The organism is Humidesulfovibrio sp., assembly GCF_035560995.1.
GTDB lineage: Bacteria > Desulfobacterota > Desulfovibrionia > Desulfovibrionales > Desulfovibrionaceae > Humidesulfovibrio.
This window is the reverse complement of record NZ_DATMYK010000175.1, coordinates 1-14629: the sequence shown is the minus strand read 5'-3', so window position 1 is coordinate 14629 and position 14629 is coordinate 1. Positions and strand designations below refer to the sequence as shown.

Genomic DNA, 14629 nt, shown 5'->3' with positions numbered 1-14629 from the left:
CTTCTGCCGCGTGGTGACCGACAGCGCCACCTTCGCCTATCTTGCGGACGTGTTCGTGCTGCCGCCGCACCGGGGCAAGGGGCTGGGCAAGTGGATGATCGGCTGCGTGCGGGAACACCCGCGGCTGCAAGGCCTGCGGCGCTGGCTGCTGGCCACGGCCGACGCCCATGGACTGTACAGCCGGCACGGCTTTGCGCCCCTTGCGCAACCAGGGGCCTTTATGGAGATTCTTACGCCCTATGCGGCTGCGCCGCCGCAGGACGAAGCCGAAGCCGAGCGCGGCTGATTCTGAGTGCGTGGTGGGCGGGCCGGGCGCTTCAGGGCAGCTTGGGCAGCCGCACGCGCCAGAGGATGGCGTCGCGCACGTAGGCGAGCACGGGACAGAGCCCGTCGGGGGATGCTCCGGCGGGCTTTTCCGCGTTCAGGGTCTCGTCCTGCGGGCCGGGCTGCGCGCCCTGGCCGAAGCTGGTGTGCTCGAACTCCGAGCAGCGGCCCTGGGCCAGCTCCTGGCGCATCTGCCCGGTGATGTCGGCGCAGAAGGCCTCGTAGCTGTCCACCTCTCCCTGCGGACCCTTGATGCCCCGCAGATTGAGGGAGATCCAGGCGCTGCCGCCGTCCTTGGTGCGCACTTCCATGGCGTAGCGTTGGAAGCTGCCGTGGGTGCGGATGATGCGCATCACCGTGGCCCGTTCCTCCGGGTGGGTCAGGTACAGGCCGAGGGTGGAGGGCACGCGACGCAAAAAATCCTCGGCCGAGCCGTAGCCGCAGATGCGCGCGTAGTGGTCGTTCACGCTCAGGTACCGGCCGTCCATGTCCGCGCGGTAGACGCCGATGGAGCCGTGCTCGCACAGGGCCAGCAGTTCCTCCCGGCATTTTTTTTCAGCGGTGATGTCCACGATGAGACCGTAGCCGGTGAGCTGGTCGGCCGCGCTTCTGTGGGGGGCCAGGCAGGTGCGCAGCCAGCGCACGCCGCCCTCCGGCGGCAGGATGCGGTACTCCTGCAGCCAGGTGGAGACCGTGCGCGCGGCCCGCGTCATGGAGACCAGCACCCGGTCGAAGTCTTGCGGGTGCACCAGGGTGAAAAGCGGAGCGGTGTCCTCGCGCACGTCTTCCGCGGACATGTGCTGCACGCGTTCGAAGTTTCCGCACACGAAGGGCAGGCTGGAGCCGCCGTCGGAACGCAGCCGGAATCGCACGAGGGTGCAGGGAGCCCAGGGATAAAGACTCTGCATGCAGGCCGTGAGCCTGGGGCAGGCCTCGCCCATGCTGCCGTCGTCCTGCGCCTGGCGCGGGCAGGTGTGCGGAGCCCTCTGGCCTCCGCAGGCCAGCAGCACGTCCATGAGCCTTGCGGACATGGCTTCTCCATGAAAATCAGGCTGCCGACGCCTGTTCCGGCGCTCCGGGGGGGGATTCGGCGCGCGGCGCACAGCCTGTGGGGCCCATACCCCACGGGGCTGGTAAAGGCAACGCCATGGGATTGCGGCACTCCCTCTTCACCATTGGCGGGAGTCGCCGGAACCGGGTGCAATAAAAATCGGCAAAAGTCCGGCATTCCCCCTTGGCGAAAGCGGCAAGGGAAGGTAAAAACCACTGCGTCCGATCCTCTATCGGAGATATAGGCAGAAAGTTATCTTTGGGGGCACACCTTGAATTTCGCATCAGGCAGTTTTTCACCAGACGCCTTCGCGGCGCGCCTGCGGGAAATCCGCAAGGCCACCGGCCGTACCGGGGCGGAAATAGCCCAGCACGGCTGCATCACAAAGCAGACCTTTTCCGGCTACCTGCACACCGGCAGGCTGCCCTCGGCCAGCGTGCTGGCCAACTGGGTGTATCGCCTGGGCATAAACGCCAATTGGCTGCTCACCGGCGAGGGCCCCATGCTCATGGACCAGGCCAGCGAGGAGCAGGATCCCGTGATGTCGCGCGTGGCGGAGCTGGTGCAGGCCCTGCGCGGGGCCGGCGCGGTGGAGGATGAGATCCTCCACTCCGTGCAGGACATGCTGGAGCGCGAGCTGGCCAAACTCGACCAGACCTCCCCGGAGCTGAGCCTCACCACAGCGCCGCAGCAGGACAAAGCCTAGACCAAGGGTCCGATCCGACACAATTTTGTCGCCATTGCGTATCTTGCTTGCGTAATCACCACCTGCGTGGTGGGGTTTCGCTTGACAAGCGCAGTCCCCCCTCTCCACTATGCCCCAGCCAGAGCAACGCGCCGGACGGCTTCAGGCCGTCCCGGCGCTGTGCCCCGTGCCCCGCGCAACCAGCGCCGCCGCCTCAACCCCATACGCCAAGAGGGCCGCATGCTCAGGAACTATTCCATCGCCACGCGCATCTACACCCTTTTCGTGCTCATCGCCCTGTTCTTTTTCGGGCTGCTGGGCGCTTTCTACTTCACGGCCAAGAGCATCACCCACACCGGGGCCGATGTCACCAAGACCCTCATGATGAAGGAGCAGAAGTCGCGCCTGCAGGCCCTCACCCACGCCACGGCCCAGAACCTGGGCGCCCTCACCGCCGGGCTGCCCGATGACGAGGCCAAGCTGGCCGTCATCGCCAAGGGGGTGGAGCGCGTGCGCTTCGAGGAGGACAACTCCGGTTATTTCTTCGTCTACAAAGGCACGGTGAACGCCGCCCACCCCACCCAGAAGCAGCTGGTGGGAACCGACCTGGCCGAGACCAAGGACAAGAACGGCGTGGCCTACGTGCGCCAGCTTTTCCAAGCCGCGCAAAAGGGCGGCGGATTCGTGGACTTCACCTTCCCCAAGCCCGGCAAGGGCGACCAGCCCAAGCTGGGCTACGCCGAGACCATCCCCGGCACGCCCTACTGGATCGGCACCGGGGTGTACATCGACAACGTGGCCGCGGCCGAAGCCAGCATCGTGGCCACCCTGGAGGACATGGCCAACCTGCGCCTGGGCATCACCCTCGGCGTGGCCGTGGCCGTGCTGTTCTTCGCCGGGCTGCCCATCTGCATGACGCTCGCCATGTCCATCGTGCGGCCCCTGCGCCAGGCCGCCGCCACGGCGCAGCAGATAGCCGACGGCTCCCTCGACGTCTGCATCACCGTCACCGGCAAGGACGAGGTGGCCGCGCTCCAGGGCGATCTGTGCCGCATGGTGGACACCCTGCGCGCCAACATGGAAAGCATCCGCGCCAAGGAGGCCGAAGCCACCCGCCAGGCCGAAACCGCGCTGGAAGCTGCCCGCAGGGCCGACGAACAGGCCCGCGCCGCCCAGGAATCGCAGCGCAGCATGCTGGCCGCGGCCTCGCACCTGGAAGCCGTGGTGCGCGAGCTGGGACACGCCTCCGATGGCCTGTCCGGCCTGTCCGACAGCATCACCCACGGGGCCGACGAACAAATGGCCCGCGTGGCCGAAAACGCCACGGCCATGGAAGAAATGAACGCCACCGTGCTCGAGGTGGCCAGGAACGCCGGCCAGGCCGCCGAACAGACCGAGGCCTCCCGCGCCCGCGCCCGCGAAGGCGAGAACGCCGTGCGCGCCACGGTGGAAGCCATGCGCCGCCTGCTCGCCATGTCCGAGGAGCTGAAAGGCAACATGCAGCGTCTGGGCGCGCAGTCCCAGGCCATCGGCTCGGTCATGGGCGTCATCTCGGACATCGCCGACCAGACCAACCTGCTGGCCCTGAACGCCGCCATTGAAGCCGCCAGAGCGGGCGATGCCGGGCGCGGTTTCGCCGTGGTGGCCGACGAAGTGCGTAAGCTGGCCGAGAAAACCATGAACGCCACTCGCGAAGTGGGCGAAACAATCACCGGAATCCAGGCCCTGACCCAGGCCAACGTGGCCAGCATGGATGGAGCCATGGAAGCCATGGTCGAGGCCGAGCAACGCTCCGCCGATTCCGGCCTGAAGCTCGACGAGATCCTGAAGGCTTCGGATCGCGCCGCTGGGCAGGTCGCCTCCATCGCCACCGCCGCCGAGGAGCAGTCCGCCGCGTCCGAGGAAATCACTAGAGGGCTCGGCAGCATCGAAGACGTGGCCAAGCGCAACAGCGACCTCGCCCAGGAAGCCAGCCGCGCCATCGTCGGGCTGGCGAAACAGGCCGAAAGTCTGCGCAAGCTCATCGGTGAGCTGAACGGGAGCGCGGCGTAGCAGGGAGCAAGAGGAAGAGCCTCCGGCGGCCAGGGGGGATGCCCCCCCGGCCCTTCCGCTTGGAGTGGTGTCTGGTTGGGAGCTTTTCCCGCACCCTCTCCAGCGCTTCAGGAATGGACTTCCTGCATATGCGTCCCCTCGCGTCGTCCTCACGCCCGTTACACACCGAGCCGCCGCCGGTCCTGTCCGTTCCCACGGACAAGACCGGCGGCGGCCATGCGGGTCCAGGGGGTGCATACCCCCTGGCGGGGTTCAGGGGCAGCGCCCCTGATTTACGTCTTTAGTGCCCGTGCGAGCACACGTGCCCGGCGGCTCCGTGTTCCAGGCACACCACCTTGCTGTCCACCAGCTTGCCCTCGATCCAGGACTGCACTGCCGCACCCACGTCGCCCTTGGCGCCGCGGAAGACCTTGATGCCGGCCTGGATCAGGCGCTGCACGGCGCCCTCGCCCATGTTGCCGGCAACCAGAACGGACACGCCCATTTCGACCAGGGTGGGGATGAGGTTCGATTTGCAGCCGCAGGCCGGAGGCGGGGTGAAGCGCTCCTGGTTGACCACGGCCTTGCTGTCGTCGATGCTGTAGATGGTGAAGGATTCGCAGTGGCCGAAGTGTTCGTCCACCTGTCCGCCGCGCGTGGGAACTGCAAGCTTGAGCATTGCGTCACTCCTGTGAGGGATGAGGTTGGGAAGTCATTTGGCGTGGCCGCAGGGGGAAGCATTCCCAGTGCAGCCTGCGCGATGAAATTCGTCGGCGCCGCAGGCCGGGCAGGCCTTGGGTCTGCCGGTGCCGAAGGGCTCCTGCCAGGCGTGGCCGCAGGCGGAGCAGAGGAAGTCGCGCATGGTCGGGCCCGCTTCGGCCTCGGGCACTTCTATGCGCAGCACGCAGCCCAGCACCAGGGCGCGCGCCACCTTCCCCCGGGCGCTGGCTATGGCCCGGCCGAAGGTCTGGCGCGAGACGCCCATGCGTTCGGCGGCGGCTTCCTGGTACAGTCCTTCGTGGTCCGCCAGGCGCAGGGTCTCGTATTCCTCCAGGCTCAGCACCACCTCTTCCAGGGTCGAGGCGGGAATGCCCGCGGGCTTGAAGACCCGGCAGGCGGGCTCTCCGGCTATGCGGCGGCAGCAGCGTGGTCTGGGCATGAACGTTTCTCCTGTGCTGAGTTGTTGGAAGCAGGTTATGGGCATATGCTCAATATGTCAAGGGGAGCAAAAGAAAAACCCCGTCATTTCTGGCGGGGTTTGTTCGGGCAGGACGGTGCGGATGGTTACGCGGGCATGGGCTTCAGGGATTCGCGGTAGATGGCGGCCACGCGGTCGCGGGTGCCGGGGACCGGGGCCACGGAGAGCAGGAGGCCAAGGGAGGGCGTCTGTTCCACCAGGTCGCACAGGCCGTCGATGTCGGCCTCGGTGAAGCCTTCGTCGCCGAGCTTTTGCGGCACGCCCACGCTGGCCAGCCATTGCTCCACGCCGCGCGCGGCCAGGGCCGCCTCCTTGGGGTCGCCGGCAAGGCCCGGCACGATGGGCGAGAGAATCTGCGCCAGCACGGCGCTCTGGGCCGGGTAGCACTGCCGGATGACGGCGGGCAGCAGCATGGACAGGCCCAGGCCGTGGGCCAGCTCCGGCTTCACGGCGCTCAAGGGGTGCTCCAGGGCGTGGGTGAAGTGCAGCAGGCCATTGTCAAAGGCCGTGCCCGCGAGCATGGCCGCGTAGGTGAGGCAGTAGCGGGCGCGCAGGTCCTCGGGATTGGCGCTGGCCGCAGGCAGGTAGGCGGCCACCAGGCGGATGGTCTCCTGCGCCAGCAGCACGGAGAGCGGGTTGGCCGTCACGGCCGTCGCGGCCTCGATGACGTGGTTCACGGCGTCGATGGACACGAAGCGCGTTTGCGCGGGGGAGAGCTTGGTCATCAGCCCCGGGTCGTCGATGGAGAACAGGGGGTAGATGCAGTCGTAGGCGATGGCGGGCTTGTGGTTCAGGCTGGTGATGGTGGCCACGGCGAAACGGTTCACCTCGCTGCCCGTGCCGTGGGTCAGGTTGATGACCACGATGGGCACGGCGATGCTGGGCACGAAGGCGAAGCTGTAGAGTTCGTCCGCGGTGCGGCCGGGGTTTGCCAGCAGAATGGCCGCGCTCTTGCCCGCGTCGATGGGGCTGCCTCCGCCGATGGCGATGACGGCCTGGGCTCCGCCCGCGCGGCCCAGGGCCGTGGCCTCGTCGATGGCGTCCGTGGTGGGGTTGGGCGTCACCTTGTCGTACAGGGTGATGGCGATGCCGTTCTTCTTGCAGGCCTCCACGACGTGATCCCAGGCCCCTGTGAGCTTGTACGAGCGGCCTCCGGTGACGCAGAGCACGCTCTGTATTCCGCGCGCGGTGAGGGCTGCGGCGATGTCGTTGATCTTTGCAATGGCTCCGACGCCAAGATACGTCGTTGTCTTGGTGCGAATTTCCTTTACCGCGTTCACATCAACTGTCGTATCCCACATTGGGGGGCTCCTTTTCGGATCATGTCCGGTAGCGGGTTCGGCATTTAAAACACTTTCATGTCACTAAGTATTGCACCGTAGTGAATTTAATCACAAGCTAAGCCTTGCCCGCAGGTGCGTCAACCACACGGGCGCACGGAATATTTTGAGCCAGCCTTCGCCAGGGACGAACGCTGGGCTTGAGTCGGCCCGGCAAAACGTCTAGCCTGGGGCCACATCCCTACCCGGAGGCCCCATGCACGCCGAAACACAGTTTCAAACCCTGAAGCGGATCTTCGAGGCCGCCCTTGCGCGCATCGACCCCTACGGCATGCTGCTTGAGCGCATGCGCGTGGAAAGCGCGGGAGCGGGCGGCGCGCGCCTGGTCATCGAGCTGGAACAGCAGCGCCACGAGGTGGACCTTACGCCCTTCTCGCGCATCTTGGTGCTGGGCTGCGGCAAGGCATCCTCGCGCATGGCCAAGGCCGTGGAGGACATCCTGGCGGACAAGCTGCCGGCGGGCCTGGGCTTTGGCGGGCTGGTGTGCACCAAGTACGGCCACACGGAAGACCTGAAGCACATCGAGCAGGCCGAGGCCGCGCACCCTGTGCCCGACGAGGCCGGCGTGGCTGCGGCGCGGCGCATCGCGGCGCTTGCGCGCGGGGCGGATGAGAAAACCCTGGTGCTGAACCTCATCTCCGGCGGGGGCTCGGCCCTTCTGCCCTCGCCCCTGACCTATCAGGACCAGGGCCGCGAGGTGGTGCTGACCCTGGCGCACAAGCAGGCCGTCACCCGCGCGCTCTTGGCCTGCGGGGCGGACATCCGCGAGATAAACTGCGTGCGCAAGCATTTGTCCGAGCTCAAAGGGGGCCGCTTCCTGCGCCTTCTGGCCCCGGCCACCAGCATCTCGCTGATTCTTTCCGACGTGGTGGGCGACCGGCTGGACACCATCGCCTCAGGCATCACCAGCGCGGACGAGAGCACCGGCGCGCAGGCCCTGGCCATCGTGCGCGGCTACGGCATCGAGGCCAACATCCCGCCGGAGGTGCTGCGCGCCCTGGAGCTGGGCGCGGCGGGCGCCATCGACGAGACGCCCAAGCCCGGCGACGCGGCGCTTGCGCACGCCACAAACCTGCTCATCGGCACCAACCACGCGGCGCTTCTGGCCTCCTGCGACAAGGCCCGCGAGCTTGGCTACAACGTCGCGCCCCTCACCTGCCTGCTCACGGGCGAGGCGCGGGAAGTGGCGCGGTTCCTCTCCGGCATCGGCCAGGACGTGCGGCGCTCCGGCATGCTGGTGGCGCGCCCGGCCTGCGTGATTCTGGGCGGGGAGACCGTGGTGACCCTGACGGGCGAGGGCAAGGGCGGCCGCAACCAGGAGATGGCCTTGGCCTTTCTGGCCGAGATGGAGCGCGACCCGGAACAGGGCCGGGGCATCGCCTTCCTGTCCGCCTCGACGGACGGCACGGACGGCCCCACGGACGCGGCCGGGGCCTACGCCTCGCCGGGCATGCTGGCCCGCGCGCGGGAGGCCGGGCTGTCCATGGCCGGGGCCCTCAAGGACAACGATTCGTACCACTTCTTCGAGGCCATCGGCGGCCTGTACAAGACCGGGCCCACGCGCACCAACGTGTGCGACCTGCACATGCTGCTGGTGGAGTAAGGCCGAACCGGTTCAGCCGGGCCGCGGCAAAACGAAAAGGCCGGCGGGGCGTCCCGTCGGCCTTTTTTGCGCCCCGTGTTCGCGCGGATGCTGGTTGATGTCCAGCCAGGCGCTATGCGTCCCGGCGCACCAGGATCAGCGAGAAGTAGCTGGGCTTTTCCGGCACCTGGTCCAGGCTCTGGATGACCTGCTCGCCCTCGTGCCCCAGGCGGGTGACGAAGACCGAGGAGGTGGTGAGGCCCAGGCGGTCCAGCACGCGGCGGATTGTCGGCATGTTCTTGTAGGCCTTGAGGATGACGGCCGACTGGGCCGCGCCGAGCACCGCTTCGAGCTCGGCCTCCGGGGCCACGCCGGAAACCACGGCCAGGTTCTCCCCGCTTTCCACCAGCACGCGGCCCGTGTGTGCGGCGGCCGCCTGATAGCTGGTGATGCCGGGCACGACCTTGACCGGAATCTCGGCCAGCAGGCCGTTCAGGGTGCGCAGCAGATAGCCGAAGGTGCTGTACGTCAGCGGGTCGCCCAGGGTCAGGAAGGCCGCGCTTTTGCCCTGGCCCAGCAGTCCGGCCACCACGTCCGCGTTCTTCTTCCAGGCGGCGTCCAGCACGGCCTGGTCGCGGGTCATGGGGAAGTCCAGGCGTACGATTTCCGCGCCCTCATGCAGGTGCGGCCGGGCGATGGAAAGGGCCAGGGAGGCCTCGTTCTTGGTGGAGGCCGCGGCAAACACCACGTCCACTCCCTGCAATACTTTCACGGCCTTGAGGGTGATGAGGTCCGGGTCGCCGGGGCCGACGCCTATGCCGTATAATGTTCCGAAACGGGTCATTTTCTGTCCTTTTTCACGCTCTTGCCTGTGGCGGCGGGCGCGGGGGCTTGTGTGGCGATCTCCGGGTGCAGCAGGGCGGCCAGCTCCTCGGCGGCGTCGATGCTCTGCGGGCCCGGACGGGAGTACTTGCGCTCGTCCACGAACCAGGCGCGGCCGTTTGCGGCGGCGGGGATGGCGCGCAGGCGCGGGCGCTTGGAAAGGGGCAGCGGGGCCGGGTTCATGGGCCCGCGCTGGATGAGATAGGCCTCCGGCGCCAGACGCACGATCTCTTCTTCGCTCAGGCGGGCAAATTTGGCCTTGTCGTCCACGCAGTTCACGCCCCCGGCGCGGCGGATGAGTTCGGCCACGATGCCCGCGCGCCCGGCGGCCAGCATGTTGGGCGAGCGCACCTCGAAGAGCACGCGCGGGCGTTCCTGGGTGGCGGCGACCTTGGCGTCCAGGGCGGAGAGCCGGGCCTCCATGCCGCGCACCATGGCCTCGGCCTGGGCCTCGGAGCCGGTGAGCACGCCCACGCGGCGGATGACGCCGAAGAGCTCCGCAAAGCTGCCCGCGCGGAACACGGCCACGCGCACCCCGCGTTTGATGAGCGCATCCACGGGCAGCGAGGCCTCCTTGCGCCCGGCCAGCTGCAGCACCAGGTCCGGCTTCTGGGCCAGCACAGCCTCGATGTTCGGGCGCATGTGCGTGCCGATGACCGGCAGCTTGGCGATGCGCGCGGGCGTCGCGTCGGCGTTGGTGCGCGCAACGATGACCTCCGCCTTGCCCAGGCCGTCCAGGATCTCGTTCAGGGCCCCGTACAGGGCGATGACCCGCGCGGCCGGTCGCTCCAGCACGATCTCCCGGCCGGTGTCGTCGGTGATGCTGACGGCCGCCTGTGCGGCTGTGACGGCGCTAAAGAGAAGCGCGAGCGCCAGCGCCAGGCACCAGATGCGCCTGGGGCGCGCCGGTGACCGGGTGGGGAGCCACGCGAAGGTCGGTCTCATAGATGTCCTTCAGGTTCGCTTCGGTGAACACGTCCAGGGTCGGGCCGTCCAGCGCCACGCGCCCGGCCTTGAGGAAGATCAGCCGGGGGCAGTACAGCGCGGCCAGGTTCAGGTCGTGCACGGCGGCCAGGATGGTGCCTCCGGCGGCGTGCTGCCGGGCCAGCAGGTCAAAGGCCTCCACGCGCCGGGCCAGATCGAGCGCGCTCGTCGCCTCGTCGAGCAGCAGCGCCGCGCGGCCCTGGCACAGGGCGCGGGCCAGCAGCACGCGCTGGTATTCCCCGCCGGAAAGCTCCGCCGCCTGCCGTTCGGCCAGGTCCAGGCAGCCCGCCTCAATAAGGGCGGCCTGCGCCGCCTCTTCGTCCTGCGGGCCATAGCCGCCCAGAAAACCCGTGTGCGCAAAGCGGCCCATGCGCACCAGCTCGCGCACGGTGTAGCCCTGCGGGGCGCTTGCCCCCTGCGGCACGCAGGAGACCAGCTTCGCCCGCTCCCGCGCGGGCAGCCCGGTCAGGTCGCGTCCGGCCAGCTCCACCGCGCCCCGCATGGGGGTGATGAGCCCGGCCAGGGCCGAGAGCAGAGTGGTCTTGCCCGAGCCGTTGGGGCCGAGCAGGGCCGCGAACTCACCCGGGGCCAGATGCAGGTCCAGCCCGTGCAGGACCGCGTGGCCGCCGTAGCCGCAGTGCAGGCCGCGCGCGCGGATCATGGGTTCTCTCCGCGCTTCAGGCCCTTGCGCGCCAGAATCAGGCAGAAGAAGGGCCCGCCAATGAGCGCCGTGACCACGCCCACGGGCAGCTCCGCCCCGCCGGGCAGCGCGCTGCGCGCGGCCACATCGGACCAGATGAGCAACAGCGCGCCGAGCAGCGCCGAGGCGGGCAAGAGCCGGGCGTGGCCCGCGCCCAGGGCCAGGCGCACCAGATGCGGCACCACCAGCCCCACGAAGCCGATGACCCCGGAAACGGCCACGGCCGCGCCGGAAAGCAGGCTTGCGCCCAGAAGCAGCCACAGGCGGGAGCGCCCGGCGTCGAGGCCCAGCATGCGCGCCTGGCTTTCGCCCAGGGCCAGCAGGTCCAGCTCCCGCGCGCGCCAGAGGATGACCACCGCGCCCACGAGCATGTACGGCCAGGCCAGCTGCGCGTGCTCGAAGCCTCGGCCCTGGAAGCTGCCCATGATCCAGAACACGATGCTGGACACGGACTCCTCGTCCAGGCTCTTCAGAAGCGAGATCAGGGCCGAGAGGAAGGTGGAGACCACGATGCCCGCCAGGACCACCGTCTCGCGCCGCAGGCCGGAAAGCGGCCCGCCCCCGGCGCGCGACAGGCCGAGGACCAGGATCAGCGCGCCCAGCGCCCCGGCCAGGGCGCAGGCGGGCAGGGCGCGGGAATCGCCCGTGAGCGCCGCCTGCCCGGCCAGACCGCTGATGATGGCGAGTGATGCGCCGAAGGCCGCCCCGCCGGAAACGCCCAGGGTGAAGGAATCGGCCAGGGGGTTGCGCAGAACGCCCTGGAAGGCCGCGCCCGCCAGGGCCAGGGCGGCTCCGGTGAGCCCGGCCAAAAGCACGCGGGCCAGACGGATGTCCACGATGACCACGGAGAGGCTCTGGTCCACGGGCGCACCCCAGGCCAGGCCCGCCGCCTGGGCCAGGGCGCGCAGCACCTCGCCTGGCGGGGCCGGGTAGCTGCCCACGCCGCAGGCCAGCAAAACGGTGAGCGCGAGGCAGGAGAACAGGGCGAGGACGAGGCCCACGGCGCGCAGCGAAGCGCGGGCGGGGCAAACGTCCCGCCCGGCCTGATTCGTGCGGCCGTTTTGGCCGGTGGCGGTGCGCCCGGCAGTATCCATGTCTTCGCCCTGTCCCGCCATTACTGGTCCAGTTCCTTTACGGCGTCCTTCAGATGTTCGATCCACAGCCGGGCCACGGCCGGGCGGCTGCCCAGGCCGGTGAGGTCCGCCTTGGGGCTGAAGCCCTTGGCCTTCAGCTTGCTGGCCCAGGAGTCTTCCTCGTCGCCGGCCATGTCGTTTCTGGCGTGGTCGCCCGCGACGCTCATGAGCGGCGCCAGGTGCACGCTGCGCACGCCCGCGCGTTTGAGGGCCGGGATGACGTCGTCGAGCGTGGGCGTGCTTTCCACCGTGGCGATGAACACGTCGCGGTCGAGCTTCCACAGTTCAAGCTGCAGCGCGGCATAGGCGGCGTTGGCCGGGTGCTCCGTGCCGTGGCCCATGAGCAGCACGGCCTCGCCCTTCTTGCGCGCGGGCAGGCTCTTGTGGATGGCCTCGGCCGCGGTCTTGATGTCCTCGGGCAGGAAGAGCAGCGGGCGGCCCACGGAAACGTGGGCGATGCCCTTGGGCATGGCCTGGAAGGCCTCGGCCGTGGCCTTGATGTCGCCATATTCGCGGCCGGGGATGGAGTGCAGGGACTGCACGGCCACGTGGGTGAAGCCCTCGGCGGCCATGTCGGCCAGGGCCTGGGCCGGGGAGCGCTTGACCACGCCTCCTCCCGCGATCTTGTCGCGGATGATCTTGGACGAATAGGCCAGGCGCACGGGCACGCCGGGGAAGGCGGCCTCGGCCTGGGACTTCAGGGAATCGATGGCCGTGACGGCCTCGGGCACGCTGGTGCCGAAGGCCACCAGCAGAATGCCGCGCCTGGCCGGGGCGGGTTTCTTGTCCTCGCCCGCGAAGGCGGGCAGGGCCACGCACAGGGCCAGAAGGGCCGTGAGCAGGGCGCGCCAAAAGGCGGAAGCTGCGAAAGAACGCATGAAGACCTCCAAAACGGAGGGCGGGTGCGGGGGAATAAAAAAATCCCTTCCCACGCAACGCAAGCGCGGAAAGGGATGCCCGTATTCGTCCCCATACATGTCCCGTCGGACAAAAGCCCTCGTTGCCGACGAGAAGCCATGACACTTAAATCCGGCAGGTCTTCCGACTTGCCCCATCGGCCCCGGCCTTCCCAGGAGGATTCCTCCCAGTGGCGCGCTTGGGGGCCGACCGTTTGCGGGGCTCACGGCGGCGGGTCCGCTCCCGATTCACACGGGATTCCCTCTTCGCCCCGACTTTCGGGGCACCGGACAAACGGGTGGTTAGTATGCGGGGGACGGGGTGTCAAGGCCGGAGCCGGCGCGCGCCGGGCTACTCCAGACTGGGCTACTCTTGGCCGAGCGCGGCGGGCCCGGCCGGGATGGCGGTCAATTCGGCCAGCAGCTTCTCGATGTCCAGCACCAGCGCGTCGCTTTCGCCCATCATGCCGAAGCCCAGGATGGGCAGGGTGTAGATGTCCTGCACGGGCACGGTGAAGCCCGTCACCACCACCTGCTGCTGGCGCAGCACCTCGTCCACCAGCAGCGCGGCCGAAACTTCGCCCATGCGCACGGTGATGATGAGGCCCTTTTCGATGCCCGGGCAGGCGTCGCCCAGGCCCAGGTGCTGGCACAGGCGCAGCAGGTGGAAGATCTGTCCGCGCACGCTCACCGTCTCGCTGCCGTCCGGCAGGGCGACAAGGTCGTGGGCCGCGGGAGCGTAAATCTCCAGCACGTCGCGCGAGGGCACGATGAGCAGCTCCGGCCCCACGCGGCACACCAGGGCGTCCACGATGCCCTCGTTCACCGAGCGCGAAAGCGGGATGGACAGGGTGAAGCGCGAGCCCGCGCCGGGCAGGTTCTCGATCAGGATGTCGCCGCCGAGCTGCATGCGGATGGCGTTGGCCACGGCGTCCATGCCCACGCCACGGCCGGAGACGTCCGTGACCTTCTCCGCGGTGCTGAAGCCCGAGGCCAGGATGAACTGGATGATCTCCTGCTCCGAGGGCTCGGCGCCCGGCTCCACCAGCCCGCGCTCGCGGGCCTTCTGCAGAATGCGCTCGGCGTTCAGGCCCCGGCCGTCGTCGGAGACCTCCACAAAGGCCGTTTCGCCCTTGCGGTAGGCGGAAAGATGCACGCTGCCGGTCTCGTCCTTGCCCTTGCCCGCGCGTTCCTCGGGCTGCTCCAGTCCGTGGTCCAGGGCGTTGCGGAGCAAGTGCACCAGGGGCTCGTTCAGGCTCTCCACGATGGTCTTGTCGAGCGCCAGTTCGTCGCCGGTGATGGTGAAGCGCACCTTCTTGCCCATCTTCTGCGAAAGGCTCTGCACCAGGCGGTTCATGGGCAAAAAGATCTGTTTCAGGGGCACCAGGCGGATGGCGTCCACCTGGGTCTGCAGGCCGGTGATTACCGTGTCCAGCTCGGCCAGGGTGGAGGCGGAAAGCGTGGCCCCGCGCGTGCCGGACTGCGAGAGCACGGCAAAGGTCACCATGAGCTTGCCCACCAGCTCGATCAGGCTGTCGAGCCGTTCCGTGGGCACGCGGATGCTGGTGATGCCCTGCTTGCTGGCGGCCAGCACCTGGCTGGCCTGGGCCTCGGCGATGTCGTGGGCCGGGGCTTCCGGGCTTGCCGGGGAAGCGGCCTCGACCGCGGCCTCGGTCGAGGGAGACTCGTCCAGGGGCGCCGCGGCTTCCACAGACTGGGGCTGCGGGGGCGCGGCCTGGGCTCTGGGCTGTTCCAGCACTCCGGCCAGGGAATACAGAAATTTCTTGTGCGCCTCGCACAGGCGCAACAGCGCGGTGATGATG

Annotated in this window: 14 protein-coding genes and 1 riboswitch; of the genes, 4 read left to right on the top strand and 10 right to left on the bottom strand. The window is 68.7% G+C overall.

The window, feature by feature from the left end:
- Positions 1-286, top strand: a 286-nt coding sequence (locus tag VN419_RS06830; protein WP_325645814.1) for a GNAT family N-acetyltransferase, incomplete at its 5' end; no start/stop codon positions are given.
- Positions 287-317: 31 nt separating this feature from the next.
- On the opposite strand, the gene VN419_RS06825 is transcribed toward VN419_RS06830, so the two are convergent.
- Entirely contained in the window at positions 318-1355 is a 1038-nt protein-coding gene (locus VN419_RS06825; protein ID WP_325645812.1) for a PAS domain S-box protein, read from the bottom strand.
- A 291-nt stretch (positions 1356-1646) separates the two neighbouring features.
- Here VN419_RS06825 and VN419_RS06820 point away from each other — a divergent pair, with 291 nt between their 5' ends.
- Together VN419_RS06820 and VN419_RS06815 are read left to right on the top strand one after the other, a co-directional pair.
- Positions 1647-2081, top strand: coding sequence for a helix-turn-helix transcriptional regulator (locus VN419_RS06820; RefSeq protein ID WP_325645810.1), 435 nt, complete (start codon positions 1647-1649; stop codon positions 2079-2081).
- A 219-nt stretch (positions 2082-2300) separates the two neighbouring features.
- Positions 2301-4112 carry a methyl-accepting chemotaxis protein gene (locus VN419_RS06815; RefSeq protein ID WP_325645808.1) on the top strand — a complete coding sequence of 604 codons (1812 nt, stop codon included), beginning with the start codon at positions 2301-2303 and terminating at the stop codon, positions 4110-4112.
- A gap of 280 nt (positions 4113-4392) precedes the next feature.
- Here VN419_RS06815 and VN419_RS06810 read toward each other — a convergent pair whose 3' ends face one another.
- From VN419_RS06810 to VN419_RS06800, 3 genes are all read right to left on the bottom strand, one after another.
- Positions 4393-4770: a NifB/NifX family molybdenum-iron cluster-binding protein gene (locus VN419_RS06810; protein ID WP_325645806.1), complete on the bottom strand. Its 378-nt coding sequence runs from the start codon at positions 4768-4770 to the stop codon at positions 4393-4395.
- A gap of 33 nt (positions 4771-4803) precedes the next feature.
- Positions 4804-5250 carry a DUF134 domain-containing protein gene (locus VN419_RS06805; RefSeq protein ID WP_325645804.1) on the bottom strand — a complete coding sequence of 149 codons (447 nt, stop codon included), beginning with the start codon at positions 5248-5250 and terminating at the stop codon, positions 4804-4806.
- 125 nt (positions 5251-5375) lie between these two features.
- The gene (locus VN419_RS06800; protein ID WP_325645802.1) at positions 5376-6590 is read right to left on the bottom strand and encodes an iron-containing alcohol dehydrogenase; all 1215 of its coding nucleotides are present in this window, start codon (positions 6588-6590) and stop codon (positions 5376-5378) included.
- A 235-nt stretch (positions 6591-6825) separates the two neighbouring features.
- Between VN419_RS06800 and VN419_RS06795 the strand changes: the two genes are divergently transcribed.
- Positions 6826-8232 (top strand): glycerate kinase, encoded by a 1407-nt coding sequence (locus VN419_RS06795; protein WP_325645800.1) that lies wholly within the window; start codon positions 6826-6828, stop codon positions 8230-8232.
- Between the two features lie 112 nt (positions 8233-8344).
- On the opposite strand, the gene cobI is transcribed toward VN419_RS06795, so the two are convergent.
- From cobI to VN419_RS06765, 6 genes are all read right to left on the bottom strand, one after another.
- Positions 8345-9055, bottom strand: coding sequence for a precorrin-2 C(20)-methyltransferase (gene cobI / locus VN419_RS06790; RefSeq protein WP_325645798.1), 711 nt, complete (start codon positions 9053-9055; stop codon positions 8345-8347).
- Entirely contained in the window at positions 9052-10038 is a 987-nt protein-coding gene (locus VN419_RS06785; RefSeq protein WP_325645797.1) for an ABC transporter substrate-binding protein, read from the bottom strand. Before VN419_RS06785 ends, cobI begins: the two co-directional genes overlap by 4 nt.
- Positions 9947-10738 carry an ABC transporter ATP-binding protein gene (locus VN419_RS06780; RefSeq protein WP_325645796.1) on the bottom strand — a complete coding sequence of 264 codons (792 nt, stop codon included), beginning with the start codon at positions 10736-10738 and terminating at the stop codon, positions 9947-9949. The genes VN419_RS06785 and VN419_RS06780 overlap by 92 nt, the downstream gene beginning before the upstream one ends.
- Positions 10735-11892: an iron ABC transporter permease gene (locus VN419_RS06775; RefSeq protein WP_325645794.1), complete on the bottom strand. Its 1158-nt coding sequence runs from the start codon at positions 11890-11892 to the stop codon at positions 10735-10737. Before VN419_RS06775 ends, VN419_RS06780 begins: the two co-directional genes overlap by 4 nt.
- Positions 11892-12788: a sirohydrochlorin cobaltochelatase gene (locus VN419_RS06770; protein WP_325645792.1), complete on the bottom strand. Its 897-nt coding sequence runs from the start codon at positions 12786-12788 to the stop codon at positions 11892-11894. The genes VN419_RS06775 and VN419_RS06770 overlap by 1 nt, the downstream gene beginning before the upstream one ends.
- Before the next feature lie 136 nt (positions 12789-12924).
- Positions 12925-13113: riboswitch (cobalamin riboswitch) on the bottom strand.
- A 60-nt stretch (positions 13114-13173) separates the two neighbouring features.
- On the bottom strand, positions 13174-14629 hold a 1456-nt coding region (locus VN419_RS06765), incomplete at its 5' end, for a chemotaxis protein CheA (protein ID WP_325645790.1).

Coding starts and splice junctions, on each gene's coding strand:
- VN419_RS06810 (WP_325645806.1), bottom strand. CDS start 4,770: ATGCTCAAGCTTGCAGTTCCCACGCGCGGCGGACAGGTGGACGAACAC.
- cobI (WP_325645798.1), bottom strand. CDS start 9,055: ATGACCCGTTTCGGAACATTATACGGCATAGGCGTCGGCCCCGGCGAC.
- VN419_RS06770 (WP_325645792.1), bottom strand. CDS start 12,788: ATGCGTTCTTTCGCAGCTTCCGCCTTTTGGCGCGCCCTGCTCACGGCC.
- VN419_RS06800 (WP_325645802.1), bottom strand. CDS start 6,590: ATGTGGGATACGACAGTTGATGTGAACGCGGTAAAGGAAATTCGCACC.
- VN419_RS06795 (WP_325645800.1), top strand. CDS start 6,826: ATGCACGCCGAAACACAGTTTCAAACCCTGAAGCGGATCTTCGAGGCC.
- VN419_RS06805 (WP_325645804.1), bottom strand. CDS start 5,250: ATGCCCAGACCACGCTGCTGCCGCCGCATAGCCGGAGAGCCCGCCTGC.
- VN419_RS06780 (WP_325645796.1), bottom strand. CDS start 10,738: ATGATCCGCGCGCGCGGCCTGCACTGCGGCTACGGCGGCCACGCGGTC.
- VN419_RS06825 (WP_325645812.1), bottom strand. CDS start 1,355: ATGTCCGCAAGGCTCATGGACGTGCTGCTGGCCTGCGGAGGCCAGAGG.
- VN419_RS06775 (WP_325645794.1), bottom strand. CDS start 11,892: ATGGCGGGACAGGGCGAAGACATGGATACTGCCGGGCGCACCGCCACC.
- VN419_RS06785 (WP_325645797.1), bottom strand. CDS start 10,038: ATGAGACCGACCTTCGCGTGGCTCCCCACCCGGTCACCGGCGCGCCCC.
- VN419_RS06815 (WP_325645808.1), top strand. CDS start 2,301: ATGCTCAGGAACTATTCCATCGCCACGCGCATCTACACCCTTTTCGTG.